The organism is Nonomuraea sp. NPDC049480, from assembly GCF_044465905.1.
GTDB lineage: Bacteria > Actinomycetota > Actinomycetes > Streptosporangiales > Streptosporangiaceae > Nonomuraea.
Window position 1 is genome coordinate 233,673 of the sequence record NZ_JBITMD010000001.1, and the last position, 26,519, is coordinate 260,191.

Sequence of the window (26,519 nt, forward strand, 5' to 3'; positions counted from 1 at the left end):
GCTACGGTAGCGCGCCGCTGATCCCGATTCGTCTGGCCACCTGGAGCGACAGGCTTTCTCGCTTGACCAAGAATACGGACATCAATCATCACGCTCAGTTATGGTTCTCGTACGTATGGTGACGCGGAAGCCAAGTCCATCAGCCTGTGGGGACCGGCCGGACTGATCGCTTCCGCCTTGCCGAGGGGCACGGGGGGTGCTTGATGAACTTCAACGGGACAAAGGTTGCGTGAGCACGCGGGCGTTTCACGAGAGGAGCTGAAGCAGAGCGCGGCCGTCACGGTTGCCGTGCTCCTGGCTGTCGGCCTGGTCGCGGCGTGGAACGTCCTCATTCCAGGCGTGGACGCATGGGAGAACATCGTGGCCGCGGTCATCGGGTCGCTCCGGCTGACCGGGCCCGTGGCCGCGGCCTTCGCCGCGTGGGTGGCGTTGCGAAAGCGCCGGGCGCTGCGTGGCCGCTCGCTCACGACGTGGCGGGCGCTCAAGGCGCCGCTGGCCATCGTGGTGGTGGTGCTGGGCTCGTTCGCGGCGACGGTGCTGGTGCTGGCGATCAAGACGGTGCTGACCGACCAGGCGGGCCGGCTGAGCCTGTCGGGGCTGGGCATGGGTATGGCGGGGCTGGCACTCTACTCGGTGATCGGGTGGGTGGCCGGGTGGGTGCTGCCCAGGACGTTCACACCGCCGCTGGCCGGGCTGGCCTGCTACGGGGCGTTCTCGTGGCTGGCCGACGACCGGGGCTGGGCGGACAAGCTGGCGCCCGGCACCGGGGAGCCGTACGACCTGTTCCAGGGGCTGAGCGGGGCGCCGTTCTTCGACCAGACGATCTGGCTGCTCGGCATCACGGCGGCGCTGCTGCTCGGCTGGGCGGCACTGGTGACCAGGCAGGCGCTGGTGCTGGCGTGCGCGCTGCTGGCGGTGCTGGCGGCGGGCATGGGTGTGTCGCGGGTGCTGACCCAGACCAGGCCGGCCGCCGCCGAGGACATCGCCTACAGCTGCCAGGAGTGGCCGATCACAGTGTGCGTGCATCCGGGGATGCGGGCGGGGCTGACGGAGCTGGGGGCGGCGTTCACGCAGATCGCCTCGAGGCTGGCCGGGACGCCGGCCGCGTTCACACGGGTGGAGCAGCGGCCGCTCGATGACGAGCTGAAGCCGTCCAGCGGGCTGGCGCCGATCCACGTGCCGGATCTTTCCGCGGGGTTCGCGGAGGAGGCGGCGTACGAGTACATCGAGTCCCTGGCGGCCAGGTGTCCCGGCACGGTGGCGGGCGGATACCGGGAGATCGTGATGGCCTGGCTGCGCGGGGAGCCGCTGCCCGGAGGGCCGCTGCCGGAGCACCAGTACGCGGCGTCGTGGTTCTCGTGGCTGAGCGAGCACCAGCGGCGGGAGTGGCTGCGGATGTTCTTCAGCGACTTCCAGAACTGCGGGCTGTCGAGCACGCACTTCGGCGGAGGGCCGGCGCGGGCGCAGGTGGCGCCGCCGCCGTCCGCGCAGCCGACCCCGGAGTCCAGCCACGTGTACCCGGTGTACCCGGACCCCACGCCGGCCGCGAACACGACCCCCGGTATGCCGGGGTCGGAGCCCGCGGCGGGGTGGGGACCGCACGACGGCCGGGGCCGGCCGCCGGGACATTCCCCGGCGCACGCCGACGCGTGGATCCCGGTCGCCGCCGGCGGCGACGCATCGTCGGTGCGACAGGGCTCGACGAACGGCGGTACGACCGGACCGGACGGCGCGCCCCACTGGGCGGCTCCGGGCGCCCCGGGCGCGGCAGGCACCGGCGGAGCGGCGGGCACGCCGCCGGTCAACGGAGCGAAGGGCAGCCGAGCACAGGGGGGACAGCGGGGCGGTCCGGCACACGGCGGGCCTCATAGCGGCCGGGCACCCGGCGGGCCCCACGGCGGCGGTGCGCACGGCGGCGCACACGGCGGGCCGCAGGGCGGCGCGCCAGGAAGCGGACCGCACGGCGGCAGGCCACCCGGCGTGCCCCACAGCGGCGGAGCACCCGGCGGACCGCAGGACGGCGCGGCACGGGGCGGAGGAGGACACGGTGGGCACCACAGAGGCCGGGCGCAGGGCATGCCGGCCGGCACCGCGCAGGGCATGCCGGCCGGCACCGCGCAGCGTGAGCCGGCCGGCGGAGTGAAGGGCGGCCGGGCGTTGGGCAGGTCGGGGGCCGGTTGGCGACCGGCGGAATCGGAGATGTCACCAAACGGCTGGCAATGATGATCGGTCAGCGGGTAGTCATGCCACCATGACGACTTCCCGTACGACGCTGCCCGAGGTCACTCCCGGGCGGCGCCGCAGGTGGCGATATGTGGCGGGTTTCCTGGTCCTGGCGGTCCTGCTCGTGGTGGCCGGCCGCCTGGCCTGGACCTGGCTCAACCCCATGGGCGAGCAGGTGATCGACCGCAGCCAGCCGGTGCTGCTCCAGTCCATCAAGGACCTCAGCCGGTTCGAGGCCGCGACAGGGAACTTCCAGGTGGTCGTGGACCTGGAGAAGGACGCGAACTTCCTGCCGGACGGAATCAAGGGCACCAGGACGCTGTTCGTGGGATCGGGCGGCGTGGACGCGTACGTGGACTTCTCCGGCATGGCCACGAACGCGGTGACGATCTCGGAGGACCGCACCCAGGCGACCATCCGGCTCCCGCGCGCCCAGCTCGAGAAGCCGAACCTGGACAACAGCCGCTCGTACGTGTTCGCGCAGCAGCGCGGCCTGTTCGACCGGGTGCAGGACTTCCTGTCGGGTTCCCCCGGTGATCAACGGGAGCTCTACCTGCTCGCCGAGAAGAAGATCACCGAGGCCGCCGTGGCGAGCGACCTGCGCGCCAGGGCCGACGCCAACACCAAGGCGATGTTGTCGGGCATGCTCAAGTCGCTGGGCTTCACGAAGGTCACGGTCAAGTTCGCCGACGAACCCTAGACCCCGAAGAGCGCGTGCTCGACGTGGTCGAGCGCCAGCCGTACGGCCTCGACCACATGCTCGGCCGCCTCCGCCGCGGGCACGTCGCCGCCGTAGGCGACGAAGCGGTCGTCGGCACGGCCACGTTCGCCAGTCCGTGGCGTACCGGGCGGCCGGTCCGGGTGGTACCTACACGGTGCGGCGGGCGTCTTAGAGGTCCTGTGCGCGCGCCTAAGGACCTTCCGGGGAGCCCATACGCCGCAACATAGGACATCCGCCCGATGTGGCGGGATGGGCCTTAGGACGACTCTTAAGAGTGCAGACGACAAGCCACAGCGCACAGGAGCACTCGACATGAACGCCGAACTCGAATACACCGTCATGCAACACCACGCGTCCGAACTCCGCCGGGCCGCCGCCGAGCAGCGGCGCGTACGGGAGGCCGTGAAGGGCCTGCGGTCCGAGCGTCGTCACCGCTCGGTCTTCGCCAGGCTCTTCGCCTCATGACCGCATACAAGCAGCCCGGCCGCAGCCTCCCTCGCGGCCGGGCTGAACAGCCCCCGTAGGGGGCACGCGTGATGGAGCCCCGGTCCGTTCTGGTCGGACCGGGGCTTCGCGCGTATGCGGAGACAACGGCCTGCGGCGTCCTGCACGGTGATGACCATCTTGCCGCGCGCGTGCCCTTTCGCCGGCTCCCGGACGGCTTCGGGCACGTCGCTCAGCGGGTACGTCCACTCGACGACCGGCGAAATGTTGCCGTTCCCCGCCGGCTCCGCCAGCGTCTGGAGGACCGTGCGGAGCCCCCGGTCCATCCCGCCAGCCACCGGCCGCCCTTCCCGCCGACGATGACCAGGACCCCCTGCCCCGGTCGCACCCGCCCGGCGTCGCGCAGGGCCGTCAGCGCGGTCATTCCCGACGTCGGCAGCGCCGCGGCCTGCTCGAACGTGATGTTGTCCGGGATCGCCGAGCCTGTCCCGCGGGGTGCGCGCGTACTCGGCGTAGGCGCCGTCGCACGTCCCGAACACCCGGTCGCCCGGCTTGAACCCGGTGACATTGGCGCCGGCCGCCTCCACCTCCCCCGCGACGTCGATCCCGAGCTGCGGATTCCTGGGCCTGCGCAGGCCGGTGGCCGGGGCGCATGAGGTACGGCACGCCCTACAGGAGATGCCAGGCGCCCATGTCGACGCCGGCCGCGCGGACACGTATCAGGACGTCGTCGTCGCCGGGCACGGGCTGCTCGACGTCGGTGAGGCTGAGGACGTCGGCCGAGCCGTAGGCGTCCCGAGTGATCGCTTTCATTTCCCCTGGTCTCCGTCCGGGTACTGGAACACGTCGTCGAGGGGGACCCCGAAAACCCGCGCGATCTGGAACGCCATCTCGAGGGACGGCGAATAGCGGCCCTGCTCGATGGCGATGATGGTCTGCCTGGTGACGCCGACACGGTCGGCCAGCTCGGCCTGCGTCATCTCGCCGTGCGTGAAGCGCAGGGCGCGGATCGAGTTCGTGACCTTCGTGGACTTCACCATGTCGGGAGCCCGCGACGGTAGGCGATGATCTTGAGTGTGGACCCGAGGAAGGCCGACAGGACGAACGCCAGGTAGATCGTGTTGGCGATCCAGAAGTGATCCAGCTCGGCCATCGCCATGACGAGCGCCGCGATCGCGCCGGCGACGAGGAACCACTGGCCGGCGAACTCGCCGTAGCGGTGGATCTCGCGGTCGCGCTGGTCCTTCTTGCCGATGTCGGCCGGCGAGGCCAGGTTGGCCGCGATGGACAGCACCATCGACGCCAGGCAGGCGCCGCCGATGGTCCACAGCAGCGGCGCGACGTACGACACCTCGGTGAGCGGGGTGGAGCTCGCCCTGCTGAGGATGACCGCGAGGTAGACCCCGTATCCGCAGAGCGAGACCACCACCATGATCCACGCGCTTTTCTCTTCCGATGCCATGCCTCGAATGTAAAGCATCACGGACATCATGTCTATAATTTTTTACATCGGCACGCATGGGAGGGGCGTCGTCGTGAACGGCGACGAGATGATCAACGAGCAGCCGCGACGGCTACGCCTTCGGGACGGTGATGAGCAGGGCGTCACCCTGGCCACCGCCGCCACACAGGCCGGCCGCGCCCAGGCCGCCGCCCCTGCGCTTCAGCTCGTGGGCCAGCGTCAGCACGATCCGCGCGCCCGACGCGCCGATCGGGTGGCCCAGAGCGATGCCACCGCCGTTGACGTTCACCTTCTCCAGGGGCACGCCGAGTTCCTTGGCCGACTGCAGGACCACGCTCGCGAACGCCTCGTTGATCTCGATCAGGTCCAGGTCGCCGGCGGTCACGCCCTGCTTGGCCATCGCCTGCTTGATGGCGTTCGCCGGCTGCGACTGCAGCGACGCGTCCGGGCCCGCCACGTTGCCGTGCCTGCCGATCTCCGCCAGCCACCGCAGGCCGAGCTCCTCCGCCTTCGCCTTGGACATGACGACCACGGCGCAGGCGCCGTCGGAGATCTGGGACGCCGAGCCGGCCGTGATCGTGCCGTCGGCGGCGAAGGCCGGGCGGAGCCTGGCCAGCGTCTCCACGGTCGTGTCCCCGCGTACGCCCTCGTCCTCCTTGACGATCACCGGCTCGCCGCGCCGCTGCGGGATCTCCACCGGGACGATCTCGTCGTCGAAGACGCCGTTCTTGGTCGCGGCGGCGGCGAGCTGGTGCGAGCGGGCCGACAGGGCGTCCTGCTCCTCGCGGCCGATGCCCAGCCTGGCGTTGTAACGCTCGGTCGACTCCCCCATCGCGCACTGGTCGAAGGCGCAGAACAGGCCGTCGTGGGCCATCGAGTCGACGACCTCGGAGCCGCCGTACTTGACGCCCTTGCGCAGCCCCGGCAGCAGATGCGGGGCGTTGGTCATGGACTCCATGCCGCCGGCCACCACGATGTCGAACTCACCCGCCCTGATGAGCTGGTCGGCCAGGGCGATCGCGTCGAGACCCGACAGGCAGACCTTGTTGATGGTGACGGACGGCACGGTCATCGGGATGCCGGCCTTGACGGCGGCCTGGCGTGAGGGGATCTGGCCGGCGCCGGCCTGCAGGACCTGGCCCATGATGACGTACTGGACCGCTTCCGGCGCCACCCCGGCCCGCTCGAGGGCGGCCTTGATGGCGACGCCGCCCAGGTCGGTGGCCGACTGGCCGGACAGGGCTCCCAGCAGCTTGCCGATAGGGGTGCGAGCTCCGGCGACGATGACGGAACGGGACATGACAACGGCCTCCTGTGCTCGCGCGTCGGTTGTTTGACACGATACCCACGAGTAGAACGCCGTCCGCTATGGAGGTAGGCCACACATGTTCATGCGGATCGACCACATTGGGATCGCGTGCAGGAACCTCGAAGAGAAGATCGCGTTTTTCTCGGAGACGTTCGAACTGACCGTCGTGGCCCGGGAAGTGAACGAGGAGCAGGGTGTCAAGGAGGCCATGCTGCACATCGCCGACGGCGAAGGCGGGGGCTCCTACATCCAGCTCCTGGAGCCTCTCACCGAGGACTCGCCTGTAGGCAAATTCCTCGCCAAGCGGGGCGAGGGCGTCCATCATGTTGCATTCGGTGTGCGTGACGTCACAGAATCGATGGCTAAGATCAATGAGAAGGGTGTGAGGCTCCTGGACGAGCGCCCCAGGCACGGGTCGATGGGCTCGCAGATCGCCTTCCTCCATCCGAAGGATGTAGGGGGAATGCTGACGGAGTTGGTCCAGGCGGCGCGGTCCCTTAAATCGCCATAAAAGGTTCAAATGTAACTAGTCACGCAGAAACTTGGACGGGGCTTCGCAGCTGGCAGCAGCGGAGTACGCTTGGCCTTCCCGGACATGGAGCCTGCCGCGAGGCACAGGCTCCTGGCTCGGATGCCCCGAACCCCCCGTCCGGCCCGTGTAGCCGTCTCGACAACCCAGGATCGAGCCTCCATGCAGTCCGACATCGACGCCCAGCTCAACAACTTCTTCGAGGATGCTCCAGCGCGCGAGTTCGACGTGGTGCTTCGTGGTTACGACCGTCATCAGGTCCACGATCACCTCAAGCAACTCGACCAAGAGCTACGCCAGTCCCGCGAGCAACTCGCGAGTCTGCAGCGGGATCTGTCCGACTCCCAGCGCCAGCTGCAGGAGCAGGAGCGCCCGACCTACTCCGGTCTGGGCGCCCGTATCGAGCAGCTGCTGCGCCTGGCCGAGGAGCAGGCCACGGAGCTCGTGCAGGCCGCCAGGTCCGAGGCCAACGAGATCAAGGCGGCCGCCAAGGTGGAGGCCGCCGACGTGCGTGCCGCCGCCGAGGCCGAGGCGGCGGAGAAGCGGGCCCAGGCCACGCGCGAGAGCGACGAGATGCGCACCGCCGCCGAGCGGGACGCCGAGGAGATCCGCTCGACCGCCCGCCGCGAGGCGGACGAGCTGACCAACACCACCGAGCGCGAGGTCTCCAAGCTGCGGGCCACGGCCGACCACGAGGTGGCGGAGAAGCGGGCCGACGCCGAGCGCGAGATCGCCAAGCTGCGCACGACCACCGAGCGCGAGGTCGCCCAGCTGCGCGCCTCGACCAAGCGTGAGCGCGACGAGGTCCTGACCACCGCCAAGCGGCAGGCCGACGAGATGCGCGCGCAGGCTCAGCGCGTGCTGGAGGAGTCGGAGGCCAAGCGGGCGCAGGACGAGGCGGAGTTCGAGATCCAGCTCGCCTCCCGCCGCGAGGAGGCCGAGCGCCAGGAGGCCGAGCGCCACGCCACCGCCCAGGCGGCCACACAGAAGCTGGTCGCCGAGGCCGAGCAGCGGGCCGCCACGGCCGAGTCGAGGGCCACGAAGGCGACCCAGCAGGCCGAGCAGACGCGCCGCGAGGCCGACCTGCACGCCAAGCAGCTCGTCGCGAACGCCCGCAAGAGCTCCGAGACCATCGTCGCCGACGCCAAGTCGAGCGCCGAGACGATCGTCACCGAAGCGAAGAACGAAGCCGAGCGCACGCGTGCGACGATGCAGCGCCAGGTCGACGAGCTCACCCGCCAGCGCGACAGCATCACCAGCCACCTGGCGCAGCTGCGCCAGTTGCTCGGTGGCGCCGCCCTGCCGGGCATGGAGCCGGAGCCCGCGGTCACGGCGGCCCCGCCGAAGCCCGCGCTTGCGGCACCCGCGCCCGCACCTGCGGTCGAGTCGTCTGCCCCGGCCCCGACGCCGGCTCCCAAGGTCGAGGCCAAGACCGAGGACGACGCGGAGTGGTGGCAGGAGTAGCCATTCGCGTCACGGGGGGGTTGAACGACGGCTGGAGAGAGCCTGGCGATCGGATGGTCGCTAGGCTCTCTCTTTGTTGCCGGGCACGTACGCATTGCACGCGTCCGTCGAGGTTTGTCGCCGACCTTCCTGGGGGTTGCCTTGTCCACTGAAGCCGAGCCCACGACCGGGCGGGATCGGGAGACGCCGGTGGCCGAGGGGCGGGAGGAAGCGGTGGCGGTCGAGGCCGAAGCCGCCCAGATCAGGGACCGGGCGGCGCAGGAGGACGCCGGCGCGCAGCCGTACGGAATCCCCGGCAAGCCGCTCGCCCGCGGCCCGTTCCTGTTCGGGCTGGTCGGCGGGCTGGGGGTACTGACCGCGATCGCGATCGCCCAGATGGTCGTCAAGTCGCTCAGCACGATCATCCTCATCGTGGTGGCGATGTTCCTGGCCGTCGGGCTCAACCCGGCCGTCGAGGCGTTGCAGCGCCGTGGCATGGCCAGGCGGGGCGCGATCTCGATCGTGTTCGCCGGCGTCATCGTGGCGTTCGTGCTGTTCGGGTTGGCCGTGGTGCCGCCGGTGGGGCAGCAGTTGTCGGAGTTCGTCGCGGCGGTGCCCGGCTATCTGACGGATCTGAGCAACCATCCGACGGTGAAGGAACTGGACGCCAACTACCAGATCATCCCGAAGCTCACGTCGTTCGTGACGAACACGCTGGGGCCGTCGCTGGCCTCCGGGATCATGGGCGCGGGGCTGGTGGTGCTGGACAGCGTGTTCACGACCGTGACGTTGCTGGTGCTCATGCTCTACTTCCTCGGCTCGCTGCACACGATCAAGACCTATCTGCTCAAGCTCGTGCCGACCTCGCGCCGGACGCGCACCAGCGCGATCAGCGAGCAGATCCTCACCGGCATCGGCGGCTACGTCGCGGGCAATGTGCTGATCTCGGTCATCGCGGGCGTGCTGACGTGGATCTTCCTGTCGATCGCCGGCGTCAACTACGCCCTCGCGCTCGCCCTGGTCGTCGCCCTGACGGACCTGATCCCACTGGTGGGCGCGACGATCGGCGCGGCGCTGGTCACCGGCGTGGCGCTGCTGCAGTCTCTACCCGCGGGCATCGCCTGCGCGATCTTCTTCCTGATCTACCAGCAGGTCGAGAACTACTTCATCTACCCCAGGGTGATGAAGCGCTCGGTGGACGTGACCCCCGCGGTGACGGTGATCGCCGCGTTGTTCGGCGGCGCGCTGCTGGGCATCGTCGGCGCGCTCCTGGCCATCCCGGTGGCCGCGGCGATCGCGCTGATCATCCGCGAGGTCGTCATCCCCCGTCAGGCGCGGGCCTGACGGACGCCGCCCAGCTCCGTCCTGAGGAACTCCGCGACCGCCGCGTTGAACGCCTCCGGCTGCTCGACCGCGCTCAGATGACCCGCCTTCGGGATGATCTCCAGCCGGCCACCGGGCGCGGCCCGCGCCATTGCCTCCGCGTCGGCGGGCGGCGACAGCTCGTCCTCCTCTCCCACGACGACGAGCAGGGGCACCTTCAGCGCGGCGAGCGTGTCGAACGAGTCGGGCCGCGCGGCCATGGCCCGCTGCGCCCAGGCGACGGCGCCCGGCGGCGCGGACTGCACCAACCCTTTGACGCGCCCGAACACCATGGCGCGCCGCTCCTTGGTCGTGGGCCCGATGAGCGCCGGCAGCACCTCGTTGACCAGCACGTCGCTCCCGTCGGACAGCACGGCTCGCGCGATGCGCTCTCTGTTCTCCCTCGCCGGAGCGGGGTCGGGGCCGGCTTTGGTGTCGGCCAGGATGGCGCCGAGCATCCGGTCGGGGTGCCGTCGGCAGAACGCCATGGTCACATAGCCGCCCATGGACAGTCCGCCGACCACCGCCCTGTCGATGCCTTCCTCGTCGAGCAGTCTGGCGACGTCGTCGGCCATGAGGTCGAGCGACGGCTCGTCCTCGCCCAGCCGGGAGCCGCCGAAGCCGCGCAGGTCGGGCGTGATGACGCGGCAGGCCCTCGCCAGCCCTTCCCGCTGGGCCAGCCACATGGCCGATGACAGCGGGAACGCGTGAAGCAGCACAACCGGGAGCCCGGTCCCGGCCGATCTCATGTAGAGCTGCACGGACCACACGGTAACGCGGTTCGCGGCGGCGAGCACTCAATGTCGTATGCCGATATACCCCCATAACGCGGACCGCTTCTCCGGCGCAATCCCCGACAGGCCGCGATCCACCCTCGTCCGGCACGCCACCGCCGGGACCGCCGTGCCCTCGCGGCCGCGCCCACGGGGCGTGCACCGATGGGTGAAACGGCCGGCCGGCGAGGTCAGATGGCGGTGGCGCCGCCGTCGATGAAGAGGACCTGGCCCGTCATGTACGCCGACGCCGCGCCGGCCAGGAAGACGGCGGGGTGGGCCATCTCCTCCGCGGTACCCCAGCGCCGCATGGGCACCGACGCGATCGTGGCGGCGCTCGACGCCTCGTCCTCCCACAGGTTGCGGTTGAGGCCGGTGGCCGTCCAGCCGGGGCACAGGGCGTTCACCCGCACCCCGGCCTGCGCCCATTCCACGGCGAGCGTCTTGGTGAGCGCCACCAGCCCGGCCTTGGCGGCGGCGTACGGGGCGAGGAAGGGGGCGCCGAGCGCGGCCGCCGACGCCACGTTGATGACGGAGCCCGAGCCGCGCTCCAGCAGGTGCGGCGCGACAGCGTGGCAGACGACCATGGCGGAGTCGAGGTTGAGCCGCATGAGCTTGTCCCAGCCGGACAGCCGCAGGTCCTTGAACTCGACCAGGAAGTTCGACCCGCCGGCATTGTTGACCACGATGTCGAGGTGGCCGAGCCCGTCGATGGCCGCCGCCACGGCGCCGGCGGCGGCCTCGCGGTCGGTGAGGTCGGCGGGGATGACGACGGCGCGCCGGCCCAGGGCCTCGATCTCCTTGCCGACCTCGGCGAGCGTGTCGGCCGACCGGGACACGAGCGCGACGTCGGCGCCCGCCTCGGCGTACGCGAGCGCGATGGCCCGCCCGATGCCCTTCGACGCCCCCGTGACCAGGGCCTGCTTCCCGCTGAGATCGAACGCGCCCACGCCTGCCTCCTCCGAACCGGAACCGAACAAGATTCTATGGACAGAACTCTCGGGAACGCCACCGGCGCGGGACCACGAGGGCCCCGCGCCGGTCAGCGCTCAGCGGAAGGAGGTGCTGTCAGCCCATTCCACCGAACCAGGTGTCGAACAGATCGATGACGTTGTCGGCGATCTTCTGGCCTCGGGCGCCGAGTTCGGCGGCCGCCCCTCCCCTCCGGTTCGTCTCGATCTCGATCTTCTCCGGCCTGAAGATCTGCTTCTCACCCTGGCCGGTGCCACCGCGCTGCGGCAGGTTCGACGGTGGCCTCCCCTGTGGGTACATCCGGCCGTTGCCGTAGACGGTGTAGGACTGGGTCGGCTGAACGGAGCCGTCGTTCCGGTAGACCTGGCTCGGCCGTGGCTGTGCCGGCTGCCGGTTCGTCTTCGGCGGGGACTGCCGCTGTGTCGCCCTGTGGCTGGTCGGCCGCCTGGCCGGGCGCGAGCGCGAGTGCTGGACTCCTCTGGGGATCCGGCCGGCCCGGTGGTTGCGCCGCTGAGCCGCCAGCGCCATCCGCCGCTTGGCCGCCGCCTCGCGAGCGGCCTTCCTCGCCGCTCTCCGGGCCGCTATCGCGGCCCGTCGCCTCGCCGCGGCCTCCCGCGCCTTCCTGGCCTTCTCTGCCGCCTTCCTCCTGGCCTCCGCCAGCCGCCGCTTCTTCGCCTCGGCGAGGGCCCGTTTCCTGGCGGCCTCTTTGGCCCGCTTCTTGGCCTCTTCCCTGGCCCGCTTCTTGGCCTCCTCCAAGGCCCGCTTCCTGGCCGCCTCCCGGGCGCGACGGATCATCATCTGCCTCAAGCGGCGCTGGGCCAATTTCTTGGCGATGTAGCGTGCGGCGATCCTGGCCGCGATGCCCGCGGCGAACCAGAACAGCTGCCCGTCGGGGTCACTCATGGTGACGGGGCTGTTGTTGGCGTAGGCGTAGGCGTTGAGCTGCTGCGGATCCACATCATCGATGATCGGGTCGACCGACAGGAACCGGCCGTGCTTCGGGTCGTACTCGCGAGCGCCGAGGTGAACCAGCCCGGTCGTCGAATCCTGCGTGCCTCCGACGAACCCGCGCTGTCCCGGCCACCATGGCGGTGGCGAGCCCCGGTTCTCACCGAACGGGGTCATCCTCCGTACGGCCAGCTCACCGGTCCCGGCGTTCACCGCGGCCTGCGCGGTGCCCTGGTGGTCGTTGGCCAGCAAGTAGACCTTGTTGTCGTTCGTGCGTACCGCGATGGGCTGGTCGTTGATGGTGTAGTAGCGAGTCTGCTCGACGGCGTCCTTGGCGAAGTCGAAGCGCAGCTCCATGTCGTCGACGTAGAGCGTGGCGTCGGTCGGCGTCTTGCGGATCAGCCGGTCGCCGTCCGCGTCGTACACGAACGACGTCGTCTTGCCCGCCTCCGTCACCGACTCCAGGTTGCCCTCGGCGTCCCAGACCAGGGTCTGGTCCGCGGCGCCGACCTTCCGCCTGGTGGTGTTGCCCGCGGCGTCGTACTCGAAGAGGTCCGCGCCTACGGTCTGCAGCGCGTGCGGCTGCTTGCCGCCCGCCGGCGGGTAGGTGTAGGAGCGGACCGACTCACCCACGCCGCCCCAGGCGTGCTTGGTCTCCTTGATCCGGTTGCCGGTGGAGTCGTAGGCGTAGCTGAACGCGTACGGGGCCACGCCGCCGATCTTGTCCGACTGCGGGCTCCCGCTGGCGCAGTCGTCTGTGCCCGTCCAGGCCGAGGTCATCCGGCGCAGATGGTCATAGGCGAAGCACTGCGTGTCCTGACCGCTCGCTCCCTTGTCGGCGATCTTGGTGATGTTGCCGACCGCGTCGTAGGTGTAGTTGAGGTCCAGGTCGGTCGCCGTGGCGCCCTCCCGGTCCAGCCGCATGCTTGCCGGCCTGCGGCTGTTCTCGTCGTAGCTGTAGGTGAGCCAGGTCTTCTTCCCGCCGGTGCCCAGCTCGTACTGCAGGGTCTCGCCCAGCTTGGAGTAGCGGGTGGCGGTCACGTACGACGACAGGCCGGTGACCTTGGTCGGCTGGCTCAGCTCGTCGTAGGAGTAGACGACCGACTCCTCCTCCAGCCCGCCGACCGCCGGGAAGCTGACGGACTGGACCTGGTCGTCGAGCGTGTAACGGGTGTTGAGCACGTACGAGCCCGCCAGCTTGCCCTCCCGCGCGGGGATGGTGACGGTCTCGCGCAGCGGCCGGTAGTCGATGTCGATCGCGTTGATCTCCGCCTTGTACGCCTGCCCGTCCACGTACCGGATGCTGGCGTTCAGATGGCCCTTGGCCAGCGCGTCGTATTTCCACTCGGCGAGCAGCGGGCCGGTCGCGGAGCCCTCGCGCTGTTCCTTCTTGCGGCCCAGCTCGTCGTAGACGTACCACAGGGTCTTGCCGCGGGCGTCAGTGGTGCTGACCAGCTCGTCGGCGTCGTTGTACGTCATCGTCGTGACGCCCTTGTCGGGGTCCTCGGTCTTGATCTCCCGGCCGCGCAGGTCGTAGTGGTGGCGCCACACGTTGCCTGCCGAGTCGGTCACCGTGGACAGCCGTCCGGCGTGGTCGTAGGTGTACTTGGTGGATTCGTACTCGCCTGTCGGGGTCGCGCCCTTGTACTGGCGCAGCTCGATCAGGCGGTCCTCGGAGTCACCGATGCGGGTGGTCGCCGTGCCGCCCGCGGGTGGCGTCACGTGAATCCTGTCACCCTCCTGCTTGGACGAGGCCCGGTACTTCTCCACGCCCTTCGCCTTGAGGATCTGGGCGTTGACGTCACCCGCCCCGTCGAAGACGGACACGACCTGCGTGGGCACGTCGGTGTCGGCCACCGCCAGCAGGTCGGTCGAGGGTGCCCCGGTGGCGAAGTAGCCGGTGTTGGTCTTGAACTGTTCGCCCTGGGAGTTGTAGAAGGTGTCGGTGATCGTGCGGCCGTCGCGCAGCGCGGGATCCTGCGTCTGGTCGTCCCTCGGCGCGGGTTCCTGGGTCTGGCGCTCGCGCGCCAAGCCGTCGTACAACTCGTGGCTGGTGGTGTACCCGCCGTCGGCGCGCAGCGTCTTCGTGGTGACGATGCTGGGGCCGTCGGCACGCATGACGTAGGAGTACTCCGTGCTGGGCGACTGTCCGGCCGCCTTGCTGCGGTCGGGCTGCCAGACCTTGACCAGGCGGCCGAGCGCATCGTGCTCCATGTCGACGCGGCGGTTGTTCGCGTCGACCTCGGCGACGGGCTCGCCCCAGGCCGGTTCGAGGATCGTGCGATCGACGTGGCCGAGCTGGTTGGTCTCGACGATCTCGGTTGGAGGGGCGCCCGTGGCCGGGCTGTAGGTGGTCACGGACTTGGTGCCGATCGCGTCCGTTTCGCTGGTCTCGCGACCGTACACGTCGTAACTGTGGGTGCTGTCGGTGATCGTCGCACCGTCCCCGGAGACGAGCTGCTGGACCGTGGTCACATCGCCCTTGCTCGGGGCCTGGCCGTACGCCTTGTTGTCGTACTGGACCTTCTCGTCGGAGATCACCTCACCGGCGGCCAGCGTGGACACGGCGGTACCGCAGCCGGCGGAGACCTTCTGGACACGACTGGGATAGTCGAGCATCCAGCTCGCGTCGTTCCGGGCGTAGGTGTAGCGGGTGCACTGATCGTCGTCGGCCGTGGCCAGATCGCCCTTCTCCTCCACCTGGGTGAGCAGACCCTTGGTGTCGTACGAGCGCTCCTCGCCGGTACGCCGCCATTTGCCGCCGGGCAGCGCGGTGCGGGTGACCATGGACTTGGCCTCGACCACGTACGCGGTCTTGGTGACGCCGCCCTGCGTGGACTCCGCGGTCTTCACCGACCACGGCTGCTCGACGGTCGCCTTCAGGATGGCCCCGCCGTCGCCGTCGTACAGGATCTCCTCGTGTTCGAGGCCGGAATACTGGTCGAGGTCGTCCAGCTTGCCGCCCTCGGAGTCCGCGACCTGCACGGTGCGCTTGGAACCGTCAGCCTGCTTGTCGCCGTGCATGCCGCGGAAATACCGGAACTCGGTCAGCGTGCGCTTGGTGTCCTGCCCGTCGCCCTCGCGCACCCGTACCCGGCCGAACCCGCGGAAGTCCGACCATGTGCGGTGCGCGGGCTTGACGAGGATGTTGTCGGCGTAGTGCCAGGCGGCGCCGTCCAGGTACTCGTAGCTGGTGACCACGTTGGGCGAGGCCGCGACGCGGTCCACCTCGACCGTCTGCGACACCACGTACTTGTGGAACCAGTCGGTCACCTCGGTTTCGTCCTGCGGCGTCCAGCGCTGCGGGAAGCACCGCCTGGTGTTCTTGTCCGCCGTGAAGGTCTCGCCCGGCTTGCAGTCGGCGGGGGCGTAGTTGATGCGCAGCTCGCCGCCGGTCCCGTTGTCGACCGACTGGACGCGCCACTTGACCAGCGGGGCGCGGCCCTCGTTGGCGTCCACCCGGTTGGGGAGCTGGACGCCGATGAACGTGGTCTTGGGCAGCGTGATCGTGCCGCCCACGTGGCCGGTCTGCTGGACCGAGGCCAGCCACAGCGACGGGCTGAGGCCGTCACCCGTGGCGGGGAACTGGTGGGTCAGCGCCCAGGAGTCCACCACGCAGTACTGTGCGCCGGAGCACTTGGCGGTGTCGGTGTTGAGGACCTGAGTGGTGACCTTGGTCAGCCGCTTGCGGGTGAAGAACGTCGCCGTCAGACGGTCGGTGCACTTCACGCCGGAGTTGCAGATCTGGTCGAACGGGACGTCCGGCCAATGACTGGCGGTCTCCTTCTTGAGCTGGTCGGGCGCGCAGGTGACGGTGCCGCTGGGCAGGCAGCGCTCGGCCACCTCGAAAAGCACGCGGGACGCCGGGGCTTTGGTGAACAGCTCGTTCTGCAGGTAGCCGTAGTCGATGCGGGTGAGATAGGCGCCACGTACGTACGGGGTGCCCAGCTCAGGCTTGGAGTTGCGGCCGTAGTAGTTGGTCTCCCGCTCGTACCAGTACGTGGTGGCGTTGCCGTGGGTGTCCACCTCGTAGTCGAGGTTCCACCGGTAGGCCTGCTGGCACCAGGCGTTGGCCGGAGTGCTGGAGTAGCAGGGTTCGCCGCTGTTGTTGCCGAACACCGGCACCGTCTGCACCGACTTGGTCTCCGGCTTGCCGGTCGCCCAGCCGGGCAGGCGGTTGAGGCCGAAGGTGTACTGGGTGCCGTCGGCGCTGGTGACGCGCCAGTACTCACCGTTGTTGTCGCCGTTGGTGGCCCCGGTGAGGTACTCGATCCGAGTGCCGTCGTCGCGCTTGGGCCGCCACTGCTTGGTCGTGGTGTCTTTGATCAGCTCGACGGCGGAGCCGCCGAGCGACAGGGTGGCGTTGTCCTGGTCCCAGCACAGGTCGCCGGTCTTCTTGCCGTCGAGCGTGCAGGACTTGTAGCGGCGCTCGATGAAGCCGCCGGGGTCGAGATCGAAGCCGTCACCGGCCCATGACGCCTGGTTGTTGGTGGAGGCGGTGCGGCCGTCCACGCTCTGCGAGGAGTAGGCCAGCGAGAGCTCCGGCTCGTCGCCACCCAGCGCGGGCGGCGTGCGCATGTCGTAACCCCAGGTGAAGTCGCCGGTCTGGGTGCCGACGCTCCAGTCCGCGGACGGTGACAGCGAGGTGGCCGAGTGGTCGCCGGACTGGCCGGAGGCGGCGGCCGTGAGCGCGTACACGGCGCCGGTCTGGACCTCGGCGGTCAGGGTGCCGGCCTGGGCATCGTTCTCGCTCTTCACCGGCTGCGGCTGCGGACAGTTCGTGGCGGCGGCGTCGAGCGCGCATTCGTCCAGCTTGACCATCCGCAGCCGGGCGCCGTAGTCGCCGCCGTAGGCGTAACGGAAGCCCGAGTAATCGATCTGCAGGCGGGTCTGCTTCGCCGCCTTGGCCGTCGCGACGCCCTGACCGGGGGAGACCCGCATCGCCAGGCCGAGCCGATCGGTGTCGAGCAGTTCCACGCTCACCGGCTCGACGGCCGCAGCCGTTTTGGCCTCCCCTTGCCGGGGTGCCAGCTTCACCGGGAAGCCGGCCGCCAGAGTGGTGGCGCCACCGCCCAGCTCGGCCTTCTGGGGTTTGGGCCAGGTGACGCCTGGTGGCGCTTTCCACGCCTGTTTCTGTACGGGATCGGCTAACGGCGGCAGCACCGGGACGGCTTTGCCCTTGACCGGCGTCTCCTTCTGCACGGACGGTGCCGGGCGAGAGGCGGCCGCGGCGGGCATGGCCTGCGCCAGCGGCGCGACCAGGACGACGGAGAGCATGATCGCGAGCCGGCGTGGCCAGGGCGACTCGCGCTTCGGCTCCTGGAATCGGTTCCAGGAAGGGTCGGGGAGATCGGGTTCTTCGGGCGGCGGAAAACGATTCCAGCGGGATTCGGGCAGCTCTAACTCATCCGGCAGTTCCATGAACCTCTCCCAGTCGGGGGTGCTGGTCGGGAATTACTGGGCTGCTAGCTGTGCGATCTGCTCGGCGCTCAGCACGCCGTCGTACGCGCGGACGTCGTCCACGGTGCCCGGCCAGTAGCCGGTGAGGACACCCGCGGCCTTGGTCCGGCCCAGGTGCAGCGGGCCGGTGGAGCTCCATTTGCTGACATGGCTGGTGACGGTGGTGGTGGACAGGCGGCCGTTGACGTAGATGCGGATCTGGCCGGCGAGGGGGTCGTACACGCCGGCCAGGTGGGTCCATTCGAGCGGGTTCGGGATGGCGTCGGAGCGGGTGCGGACGAGGGCCGCCGCGTCGGTGTCGTCGGCGGCCATGCCGAACAGCCACCGCCCCTGCCCCTTGTCGTACCCGAGCTGGAACCCGGCCGCCCGCGTCCCGGGCTGGGCGACGGCGGCCGCGTCGCCGGTGGGCAGGTAGTCGAGCTGGGTCCAGAGGGCCACGGTGAACCCGGCCCCGGTGGACACGGCCGGCTTGGACGTCTCTGCGGCGCCGTTGACGCCGTCGAGCGCGAGTGCGCCGTCCAGCCAGCCCGAGGTCCATGAGGAGCCGCCGACCAGCATCGCCGGCGTGGCCCGCCCCGAGGAGTCTGCGGCGGAGTAGCCGGACTCCTCGTCCAGCTGCCAGTGGCCGACCAGCGTGGCGGCGCTGTTGACCAGGTCGGCGACCTCGTCGGCGAACATGGCCCGGTCGTAGACGCGCACGTCGTCGACGTCGCCCGGCCAGAACTCGGCGGCGGCCCCGGCGGCCTTGCCGCGGCCGATCGTCAGAGCGCCGGTGGCGTTCCACGGCTGGGTGGAGGCGACCGTGGACTCCAGGCGGCCGTTGACGTAGAGGGAGAGCGTGCCGGCCGCCGCGTCGTAGACGCCTGTCAAGTGGGTCCACTCGTTCAGGCGCGGCGCGGCGGCCGACAGGGCGCGCGCGGACGTGGCAGCGTCCGCGTCGGCGCCGGCGCGGGCCAGGGCCCAGCGGTCGTGACTCTTCGAGTACTGCAGCGCGAACGCGCCGGTCCTGGCGCCCTCCTGGGTGACGACGGTGGCCGTGCCGGTGGTGGCGGTCAGGCGGGCCCAGGCGGTGACGGTGAAGTTGCGGGTGGTGTCGACGACGGGGGCGGAGGTCTGGGCGTAGGAGTTCGCCAGTTTCAGGCCCGAGCCGGTCCTGCCGGTCGTCCACGTGGCGCCGTAGAGCGTGGCCGGGCGGGTGTTCGCGGCATCCGCGGCCACGGTGCCCTGGCCCTCGTCCATGGTCCAGTGGCCGCTCGGGGACCGGCCGGCGTTGACGTTGAAGACGTACGTGCGGATCGGGCCGAGCTGGCCCGCGCGGTCCTTGCTGCGTACGGACAGGACGTTGGGGCCGTCGTGGCGCGGGGTGAGCTGGATCGTGGCGGTGCCGTCCGCGGCGGGCGCGACCGTGGTGCCGGGCGTCGCGTCGAGGCCGTAGACGTAGGCGGCCACGTCGCCGACGCCGTTGGGGGCGAACGTGAACGAGCCGGCCAGGCCCACGCCGTCGTTCCAGGCGTTCTCCGCGTACTGGGGCGAGGTGACCGCCGGCTCCTTGCCGGGGGCGGTGGCGTCCACGGTCGCCTCGCACCAGGGGCTCCACGCGCTGGTGGCCTTGCCGTCCTCGGCGCGGACCCTCCAGCGGATCAGCGCGCCGTCGGCGTACGCGCCCGGCGGGACGCTCGCGTAGAACGCGGTGCCGCTGGAGCTCAGGCTGGTGACGTGCTCGCCCAGCTTCGCACCGGCGGCCGACCACCACTCGAACCGGCCCTTGACCGAGTTGTCGGCGTCCTTCAGCCTGGCCCACAACTTCGGCGTGACGCTGCTGATGATCGGCCGCGTGTCGCCCGAGCCGCAGGCGCCTCCCGGGTCGGACCACGCGTCGGCGGCGACGGGCGCGGTCGGGATCGAGTTGTACTCGATGACCAGGCTCGGGTTGTTCCGGAACTTCTTCCAGGCGTAGACGTCGCTCTCGCTGGTGGCCCGCAGGCCGATGGTGATGTTGGGCCACTTCTTGGCGGCGGCGTTGACCACCTGCGGGGTGACGTCGAACTCGACGCCGCCGGGCAGGCAGGACGAGCCCCAGCCCTTGGCCACGTTGACCGTGGACAGCAGCGTGACCCACGTCGGCTGGTTCTTCCAGGTGGTGGTCTTGCTGATCGGGTTGGTCGCCCACGCCTCGACCTTGCGGGCGCTGCACGAGTACGACCACGTCTCGTACGTCCGCAGCGTCGCCTTGACGATCTGCTTGCCGTGGATGGTGGAGCCGGTGTTCATCTGGAAGAACGAGCGGTTCGTCTGCGACTCGACGTGCCCCACCCTGGCGACGTCGCTGGAGTTGAGGTAGTTGGAGTTGGGCCAGTTGCTCCAGACCGCCGTCCACGCGCCGCGCGCGGCCGAGAAGTACGGGTCCAGATAGACGGGGAACTTCGTCTCCGGGTCCGCCAGCATCTTCCGGTCCGGCTTGAGCCGCAGGTGCCGGCCCGTGAGCTCCACGCCCATCGCGGCCTCTCTGGCCTCCGGGGACCGGCCTTCCTTGAGCGCCCGCGGGCTCGTGATGCCCTCGGAGTCCCACATCTTCGGCGTGGGCGCGATGAAGATCGTGCCCCCGCTCTTGTCGACGGCCTCCAGGTTGCCCGCCTTGTCCGCCTTCACCGACAGGCCGTTGGCGGTGAGCGGGAACGCCAGCTCGGTCAGGCTCGCCGCGGCCGTCCGCGACTTGACCACCAGCAGGTGGGAGAAGCCGTCCACGTCCGCGGTGACCTGGAGGTCCACGCCCGGCATGACCTCGGCGTAGGTCGCGGTGTCACCGTTGAGCGCCGGCTTGGGCAGCGTGCCGGGCCAGCCGAGCTCCAGGGACTTGGCGCCGCGCGAGAGCCGGGCGAGCGGGGCATCGCCGCCGCCGGAGAACCTCAGCCCGGCCGCCGTGGCGACCGGCTCGACCGCGCCGTCCGGGCCCAGGCGGAGCGTGGTGTCCACGGGCACCCAGCGGCCGTCCTTGCGGACGCGTACCGGGCGGACGTGCTGCTCCATCGTGTAGGTGCCGTCGGGCTGGACGTAGACCTGCCGGGTCTCGCTCCGCATCGGCTCGACCTCGACGGGTCGCTGCTCGCGCCGGGCCAGGGCGAGCGCGTCCTCCTCCGGCTTCTGCGGTGTGCCCACCGCCGCCGGCGGTGCTGCGGGTGCCGCGACGGCGGCCTGGTTCGAAGGAATCGTCAAGAGGGGGACCGCCAGCGCCGCCGCACCCAGAACACGCACAACCCGCATCTGTCCTCGCCCATGGTGAGCAGGGGTTACGCGCGGGAGGGAGGAACCGCCCGGCGTCTCCGCGATCTTCGGTTGACGATCGGATTCTTACTTCCGTAAGCGCGAAGGTCCAGAGTTCTGCGCATTCTGCTCAAAGAATCCTTCAACGCCACGATTCACACGGAAAGAACCGTCAGACCTCCGTCGGCAGCGGCCACGCGGCCGGATTGACCCGCTTGACGATCTCGTCGAGCGCGATGCGCACGTACGGCTCCCCCACCCACAGGTGCTTGGCCCCGTCCACGCCGATGACCTCCGCCTGAGGCACTCGCGCGAACCGCCGTCGGGCCTCCTCCGGCCGCAGGTAGTCGTCGAACTCCGGCACCAGCGCCACCAGCGGGCGCCCGAACCGCGCCCACGCGTCCAGGTCGTCGTCCGTCGCCCTGTGCAGCGGCGGCGAGAGCAGGATCGCGCCCTCGACCAGCGGGTCGTGGGCCCACTTGAGCGTCAGCTCGGTCCCGAACGACCAGCCGACCACCCAGACGCGCGGCAGGTCGTGGTATTCGGCGTACTCCAGCGCGGCCGCGACGTCGTAGCGCTCCCCCTCGCCGCCGTCGAACGTGCCCTCCGACGTGCCGCGCTCCGACGACGTGCCCCGGGTGTTGAAGCGCAGCACGGCCAGGTCGGCGAGGGCCGGCAGGCGGTTGGCGGCCTTCTTGTAGACGTGGCTGTCCATGAAACCGCCGTGGGTGGGCAGCGGGTGCAGGGTCACCAACGTCGCCACGGGGGGCCGGTCGAGCGGCAGGGCCAGCTCGCCGACCAGGGTCAGGCCGTCGCCCGTGTGCAGCTCGATCGGCTCCCGCCGGGCAGGCAGCACCGTCGCCGCGCGAATCTCCACCTTGGATCCTCTCAGTAACGGCTGCGGCCGGGGCCGCGGTCGAGTCTCTTACGCCAGCAGGCCTGATGCCAATGGCGGCGTTCCTCGTCCCCTCCGGCCCAGTTGGGCCAGGCGACGAGGTGCGGCTGACCGCTGCGGATCTCCTGTTCGCAGCCGGGGCAGCGGTAGTCCTTCGTCGAGGACCCGCCGGTGAGCATGCGGACCTTCCACTCGCCGTCCGGCCATTCCTCCACCTTGTCCAGGCCGGTCGGGAAGCCGAAGGGGCGGGAGGACTCCTTTCGGCGGGCCCGTCGTGGGCTCATCCTTTACTGTCTCCAGACCCTTCGAACGCCATGCGTCCAGTTTTCCAGAGCCGCTAAGGTGGGTCGTCATGCGGCTGGTCATCGCGCGATGCAGCGTGGATTACGTAGGACGGCTCACGGCGCATCTGCCGATGGCGCCGAGGCTCGTGCTGATCAAGGCGGACGGCAGCGTGAGCATTCACGCCGACGACCGCGCCTTCAAACCGCTCAACTGGATGAATCCGCCGTGCAAGCTCAAAGAAGACGGCGAGACCTGGACGGTCACCCACGGCAAGACCGGCGAGAAGCTGGTCCTGACCATGGCCGAGATCCTCCACGACTCCAGCCACGAGCTCGGCGTCGACCCCGGCCTGATCAAGGACGGCGTGGAGGCCCACCTGCAGGAGCTGCTCGCCGAGCACATCACGACCCTGGGCGAGGGCTACTCGCTGATCCGGCGCGAGTACATGACGGCGATCGGGCCGGTGGACATCCTGTGCCGCGACGCGCTGGGCGCGACCGTGGCCGTGGAGATCAAGCGCCGCGGCGAGATCGACGGTGTCGAGCAACTCACCCGTTACCTGGAGCTGCTCAACCGCGACCCGCTGCTGGCGCCGGTCCGCGGCGTCTTCGCCGCTCAGGAGATCAAGCCCCAGGCGCGGGTCCTGGCCACCGACCGCGGCATCGGCTGTGTGACCCTCGACTACGACACCCTGCGCGGCATCGAGCCGGAGAACCCCACCCTGTTCTAGGTCTTCGCGATCTAGCCTCGGTTCCATGAGACCTTGGCGATTAACGTAGACCTTGCTCACGACCGTCGTCCTCCTCCTGGCCGCCGCCCAGCCGGCGACGGCCGAGGAGGCGGGCGGCGCTACCGTGCGGACCGACACGGGGTGGGTCCGGGGCGAGCTCGCCGCCGGGCACCGGCTCTTCCAGGGCATCCCGTACGCCGCCCCGCCCGTCGGCGAGCTGCGCTGGCGCTCGCCGCAGCCGGTGGAGCCCTGGACCGGCGTACGCGACGCGACCGCCCCGGGCGACAGGTGCGCCCAGAACACCGACCGCTGGAACCTCCCGGCCAGCGAGAGCGAGGACTGCCTCTACTTGAACGTGACCGCCCCCAGCTCCGCCTCCCGCGCCCGGCCCAGACCGGTCATGGTGTGGCTGCACGGCGGAAGCCTGATGACGGGCGCGGGCAGCGACTACGACCCGGCCCGTCTCGCGGCGACGTCGTCGTCGTGACCGTCAACTACCGGCTGGGCGTCTTCGGCTTCTTCGGCTATCCGGGACTGCCGAACGGCGGCGCGTTCGGGCTGGAGGACCAGCAGGCGGCCCTTCGGTGGGTGCAGCGCAACGTGGCCGCGTTCGGCGGCGACCCGCGTAACGTGACGCTGTTCGGCCAGTCGGCGGGCTCCCACTCCGTGTGCGGGCAGCTCGTCTCTCCCGGCTCGGCGGGCCTCTTCCACCGGGCGATCATGCAGAGCACGCCGTGCTCGACGGCGGCGTTCGACGGCGCGGGCTTCCGTCCGCTGCTCGACGTGCCGCTGTGGATCCCGGTGGCGGTGCACGAGGGGTACGGCCAGACGCTGGCCGCGTCGGTCGGCTGCGCGGATCCGGCGACCGCCATCGCGTGCCTGCGCGGCAAACCGGTGCGCGACCTGCTGGCGCTGACGCCGCTCCCGCTGCCCGGCTACGGCAACGCGGTGCTGCCCGAGGACCCGGCGGCCGTGCTGGCCGAGGGGCGCTTCCACCGCGTGCCGCTGATGAGCGGCATCACGCGGGACGAGGGCACACTGTTCGCGTCGGTGCTGTACGGGGGCTGGAACGAGGAGCAGTACCAGACCGAGCTGCGCCGGGTCTTCGGCGACAAGGCGCCCGCCGTCGCCGGACACTACCCGTCGAAGGGAAACCGACGATCGGTGCATGCCCGGCATTTCGCCGTGCACTGTTCCTGGGGATTCCCCAGGATCGCCAGCCGATCAGAGACGCTACGTGCAGGGGCTCGATCTCGGCCCCCGGGGCGTCGGCCCGTATGACATGTCGGCCCGGCACGATCTCCCGTTCTGGGACGCCCTGGCCGGCAGGTGAGAGAGGCTCCCGCGGCCTGTGCAGGGCCGTGGGGTCTTCCCCCGGCGTCCGCCCGCGATACCGGGCCCGGCCTCACACGCCGGACGCGACAGGCGATGGCGGCGAGCCGGATCCCGCCGCAGGATGCCCAAGGAGGCACCCGCGCTATAGTAAGTAATGTCTTACTCTTCTATCGTGACGCTATGACGACGCTGACGTTCGACTCACTCAACCCGGCTACCGGCGAGGTCGTCGGCAGTCACCCCAACCAGGGACAAGAGGCCGTGCGCGAGGCGGTGGGCCGGGCAGAGGGGGCGGCCGCGTGGTGGGCGGCGCTGGGCCAGGCCGAGCGCAGGTGGCGCCTGCTCGACTACAAGGCCGTCATCACCCAGCACCTGAAAGAGCTGGCCGAGCTGGTCCGCGAGGAGACCGGCAAGCCGGTGGGCGACGCAACGCTGGAGATCGTGCTGGCGATCACCCACATCGACTGGGCGGCCCGCAACGCGCAGAAGGTCCTCGGCCGTCGCCGTGTCTCGACCGGCATGATCGGCCTCAACCTGGCCGCCACCCTCGAATACCTCCCCCTGGGCGTCGTCGCCGTGATCGGTCCGTGGAACTACCCGGTCTTCACCCCCATGGGCTCCATCGCGTACGCGCTGGCGGCCGGCAACGCGGTCGTGTTCAAGCCGAGCGAGCTCACCCCCGGCGTGGGCGTGCGGATGGCGGAGCTGTTCGCCGAGTCGGTGCCCGAGCATCCGGTGTTCCAGGCTGTGACCGGGCTCGGCGAGACAGGCGCGGCGCTGGCGGCCGACCCGCGGGTGCGGAAGGTGGCGTTCACCGGCTCGACCGCCACGGCCAAGCGCGTCATGGCGGCCTGCGCCGAGAACCTGACGCCGATCGTGGCCGAGTGCGGCGGCAAGGACGCGTTCATCGTGGACGCCGACGCGGATTTGGCCAAGGCCGCCGACGCCTGCCTGTGGGGCGCGATGTCCAACGCCGGGCAGACGTGCGTGGGGGTCGAACGCGTCTACGTGGTGGACGCGGTCTATGAAAGTTTCATGCGCGAGCTGTCCGATCGCGCGGCGAAGCTGCGGGCCGGCGAGGACTACGGCCCGATCACGATGCCGGGCCAGGTGGAGATCATCAAGCGGCACGTCGACGACGCCGCCAAGGCGGGGAAGGTCGTCACGGGCGGCCCAGGCGCGGTTCGGGCGCCGTACGTGGACCCGGTGATCGTGGAGGACGTGCCCGAGGACTCTCCTGCGGTACGCGAGGAGACGTTCGGCCCGACGATCACCGTCCGCCGCACCCGCGACGCGCAGGAGGCACTGGAGCTCGCCAACGCCACCGCGTACGGGCTGGGAGGAACGGTCTTCTCCAGGAACGTGCGCCGGGCGATGGAGCTGGCCCGCATGATGCGTACCGGGATGACCGCCATCAACTCGGTCATCTCGTTCGCCGGGGTCCCGGCACTGCCGTTCGGGGGCGTGGGCGATTCCGGGTTCGGGCGCATCCACGGAGCCGACGGGCTGCGTGAGTTCGCCAGACCGAAGGCGATCTCCCGGCAGCGCTTCGCCATGCCCGGAATGAACCTGACGTCGTTCGCGCGAGGGCCCGCGGAGCTTGAGCGACTGATCAGACTTGTCACGTTCTTGCATGGACGACGTAAAAGATAATCTTCTTACCCTTTCCCAAAACCGATCATCCGTCCATAATTGTGTGCTCTGGGGGCCACGATCATGTTGGACGGGTGGAATGTGAACCGGTCTTACCGGGGAATGTCGGCTGAGCAAAGGCTGGCAGACAGACGGGAGCGGCTGATGACGGCCGCGTACACGCTCTACGCGAAGCCGGGTTTCGCGGCGACGACCATCGAAAGGTTGTGCTCAGAGGCGCGAATCTCCAACCGCGCCTTCTACGAATGTTTCGGCGGCCGCGAGGAGCTCCTTCAGGCGTTGCACGAGCGGTGCGTGGAGGAAAGCCTGGCCGTCGTTGCCAAAGCGTTACAGGAAGCGCCGAACACGCTCGACGGAAGGGTCAAGGCAGGGATTCGCGCCTATATCGAGTTCACCACGGCGGACTGGCGCCGCGGCCGCATCATGCATGTGGAGGTACGCAGGTCAGGGGATGTCCTGACGCTGTCCCGCCAGCGTGCCGTGGAGGCCTTCGCCCGTCTCATCCAGGACGCCTCCGCCGATTTCCCACAGGAGGCGCGGCTGAATCGGCGACTGCTCGCACTCGGCGTCATTGGCGCGTTACAGGAGTTGCTCATCGAATGGCTGGTCTCGGACGATCGACCGGAGATCGACGAACTCGTGGACGCGGCCGTGCACATCTTCATGCGGAGCCTGGCCAGCCCTGAGCCGGTGTGATGGCGCGCGTCAATAAAT

Annotated in this window: 20 protein-coding genes and 1 pseudogene; 10 read left to right on the forward strand and 11 right to left on the reverse strand. The window is 70.0% G+C overall.

The window, feature by feature from the left end:
- Positions 1 to 225: 225 nt before the first annotated feature.
- From ACIBX3_RS01140 to ACIBX3_RS01150, 3 genes are all read left to right on the forward strand, one after another.
- A complete protein-coding gene (locus tag ACIBX3_RS01140; protein ID WP_397111795.1) occupies positions 226 to 2,223 on the forward strand; it encodes a hypothetical protein in 1,998 nt (665 codons plus the stop codon).
- 28 nt (positions 2,224 to 2,251) lie between these two features.
- Positions 2,252 to 2,923: a DUF4230 domain-containing protein gene (locus tag ACIBX3_RS01145; RefSeq protein WP_397111797.1), complete on the forward strand. Its 672-nt coding sequence runs from the start codon at positions 2,252 to 2,254 to the stop codon at positions 2,921 to 2,923.
- Positions 2,924 to 3,256: 333 nt separating this feature from the next.
- A complete protein-coding gene (locus ACIBX3_RS01150; protein ID WP_397111799.1) occupies positions 3,257 to 3,409 on the forward strand; it encodes a hypothetical protein in 153 nt (50 codons plus the stop codon).
- Here ACIBX3_RS01150 and ACIBX3_RS01155 read toward each other — a convergent pair.
- The 5 genes from ACIBX3_RS01155 to ACIBX3_RS01175 all read right to left on the reverse strand — a co-directional run bounded on the left by ACIBX3_RS01155 (position 3,373) and on the right by ACIBX3_RS01175 (position 6,150).
- A complete protein-coding gene (locus ACIBX3_RS01155; protein WP_397111801.1) occupies positions 3,373 to 4,104 on the reverse strand; it encodes an alcohol dehydrogenase catalytic domain-containing protein in 732 nt (243 codons plus the stop codon). The two genes, ACIBX3_RS01150 and ACIBX3_RS01155, sit on opposite strands and share 37 nt — an antisense overlap.
- Entirely contained in the window at positions 4,058 to 4,201 is a 144-nt protein-coding gene (locus ACIBX3_RS01160) for a hypothetical protein (RefSeq protein WP_397111803.1), read from the reverse strand. The genes ACIBX3_RS01155 and ACIBX3_RS01160 overlap by 47 nt, the downstream gene beginning before the upstream one ends.
- Positions 4,198 to 4,428 carry a helix-turn-helix transcriptional regulator gene (locus tag ACIBX3_RS01165; protein WP_397111804.1) on the reverse strand — a complete coding sequence of 77 codons (231 nt, stop codon included), beginning with the start codon at positions 4,426 to 4,428 and terminating at the stop codon, positions 4,198 to 4,200. Before ACIBX3_RS01165 ends, ACIBX3_RS01160 begins: the two co-directional genes overlap by 4 nt.
- Positions 4,422 to 4,850, reverse strand: coding sequence for a hypothetical protein (locus ACIBX3_RS01170; protein ID WP_397111806.1), 429 nt, complete (start codon positions 4,848 to 4,850; stop codon positions 4,422 to 4,424). Before ACIBX3_RS01170 ends, ACIBX3_RS01165 begins: the two co-directional genes overlap by 7 nt.
- A gap of 112 nt (positions 4,851 to 4,962) precedes the next feature.
- Positions 4,963 to 6,150, reverse strand: a complete 1,188-nt coding sequence (locus tag ACIBX3_RS01175; RefSeq protein ID WP_397111808.1) for an acetyl-CoA C-acetyltransferase — start codon at positions 6,148 to 6,150, stop codon at positions 4,963 to 4,965.
- Positions 6,151 to 6,235: 85 nt separating this feature from the next.
- Here ACIBX3_RS01175 and mce point away from each other — a divergent pair, with 85 nt between their 5' ends.
- The 3 genes from mce (at position 6,236) to ACIBX3_RS01190 (ending at position 9,475) form a co-directional block, all read left to right on the forward strand.
- On the forward strand, positions 6,236 to 6,670 hold the full coding sequence (mce, locus tag ACIBX3_RS01180) for a methylmalonyl-CoA epimerase (protein WP_397111810.1): 435 nt from the start codon (positions 6,236 to 6,238) through the stop codon (positions 6,668 to 6,670).
- A 180-nt stretch (positions 6,671 to 6,850) separates the two neighbouring features.
- Positions 6,851 to 8,152 (forward strand): DivIVA domain-containing protein, encoded by a 1,302-nt coding sequence (locus tag ACIBX3_RS01185; protein ID WP_397111812.1) that lies wholly within the window; start codon positions 6,851 to 6,853, stop codon positions 8,150 to 8,152.
- A 141-nt stretch (positions 8,153 to 8,293) separates the two neighbouring features.
- Entirely contained in the window at positions 8,294 to 9,475 is a 1,182-nt protein-coding gene (locus ACIBX3_RS01190; RefSeq protein WP_397111813.1) for an AI-2E family transporter, read from the forward strand.
- Here ACIBX3_RS01190 and ACIBX3_RS01195 read toward each other — a convergent pair.
- From ACIBX3_RS01195 to ACIBX3_RS01220, 6 genes are all read right to left on the reverse strand, one after another.
- Positions 9,460 to 10,254 (reverse strand): alpha/beta fold hydrolase, encoded by a 795-nt coding sequence (locus ACIBX3_RS01195; protein WP_397111815.1) that lies wholly within the window; start codon positions 10,252 to 10,254, stop codon positions 9,460 to 9,462. The genes ACIBX3_RS01190 and ACIBX3_RS01195 overlap by 16 nt on opposite strands.
- A 203-nt stretch (positions 10,255 to 10,457) precedes the next feature.
- Positions 10,458 to 11,216, reverse strand: coding sequence for an SDR family NAD(P)-dependent oxidoreductase (locus ACIBX3_RS01200; RefSeq protein WP_397111817.1), 759 nt, complete (start codon positions 11,214 to 11,216; stop codon positions 10,458 to 10,460).
- 118 nt (positions 11,217 to 11,334) lie between these two features.
- Positions 11,335 to 17,607: an RHS repeat-associated core domain-containing protein gene (locus ACIBX3_RS01205; RefSeq protein ID WP_397111819.1), complete on the reverse strand. Its 6,273-nt coding sequence runs from the start codon at positions 17,605 to 17,607 to the stop codon at positions 11,335 to 11,337.
- A gap of 33 nt (positions 17,608 to 17,640) precedes the next feature.
- Complete coding sequence (locus ACIBX3_RS01210) at positions 17,641 to 20,859, reverse strand: LamG-like jellyroll fold domain-containing protein (RefSeq protein ID WP_397111820.1); 3,219 nt, start codon at positions 20,857 to 20,859, stop codon at positions 17,641 to 17,643.
- A gap of 220 nt (positions 20,860 to 21,079) precedes the next feature.
- Positions 21,080 to 21,784, reverse strand: a complete 705-nt coding sequence (locus ACIBX3_RS01215) for an alpha/beta hydrolase (RefSeq protein WP_397111822.1) — start codon at positions 21,782 to 21,784, stop codon at positions 21,080 to 21,082.
- 11 nt (positions 21,785 to 21,795) lie between these two features.
- A complete protein-coding gene (locus tag ACIBX3_RS01220) occupies positions 21,796 to 22,086 on the reverse strand; it encodes an ATP/GTP-binding protein (protein ID WP_397111823.1) in 291 nt (96 codons plus the stop codon).
- Positions 22,087 to 22,154: 68 nt separating this feature from the next.
- Between ACIBX3_RS01220 and nucS the strand changes: the two genes are divergently transcribed.
- From nucS to ACIBX3_RS01240, 4 genes and pseudogenes are all read left to right on the forward strand, one after another.
- The gene (gene nucS / locus ACIBX3_RS01225) at positions 22,155 to 22,817 is read left to right on the forward strand and encodes an endonuclease NucS (protein WP_397111825.1); all 663 of its coding nucleotides are present in this window, start codon (positions 22,155 to 22,157) and stop codon (positions 22,815 to 22,817) included.
- Positions 22,818 to 22,941: 124 nt separating this feature from the next.
- Positions 22,942 to 24,098 (forward strand): annotated as a pseudogene (locus ACIBX3_RS01230) (carboxylesterase/lipase family protein).
- Between the two features lie 234 nt (positions 24,099 to 24,332).
- A complete protein-coding gene (locus tag ACIBX3_RS01235) occupies positions 24,333 to 25,805 on the forward strand; it encodes an aldehyde dehydrogenase family protein (protein ID WP_397111826.1) in 1,473 nt (490 codons plus the stop codon).
- Positions 25,806 to 25,949: 144 nt separating this feature from the next.
- Positions 25,950 to 26,501: a TetR/AcrR family transcriptional regulator gene (locus ACIBX3_RS01240; protein WP_397111828.1), complete on the forward strand. Its 552-nt coding sequence runs from the start codon at positions 25,950 to 25,952 to the stop codon at positions 26,499 to 26,501.
- Positions 26,502 to 26,519 lie beyond the last annotated feature (18 nt).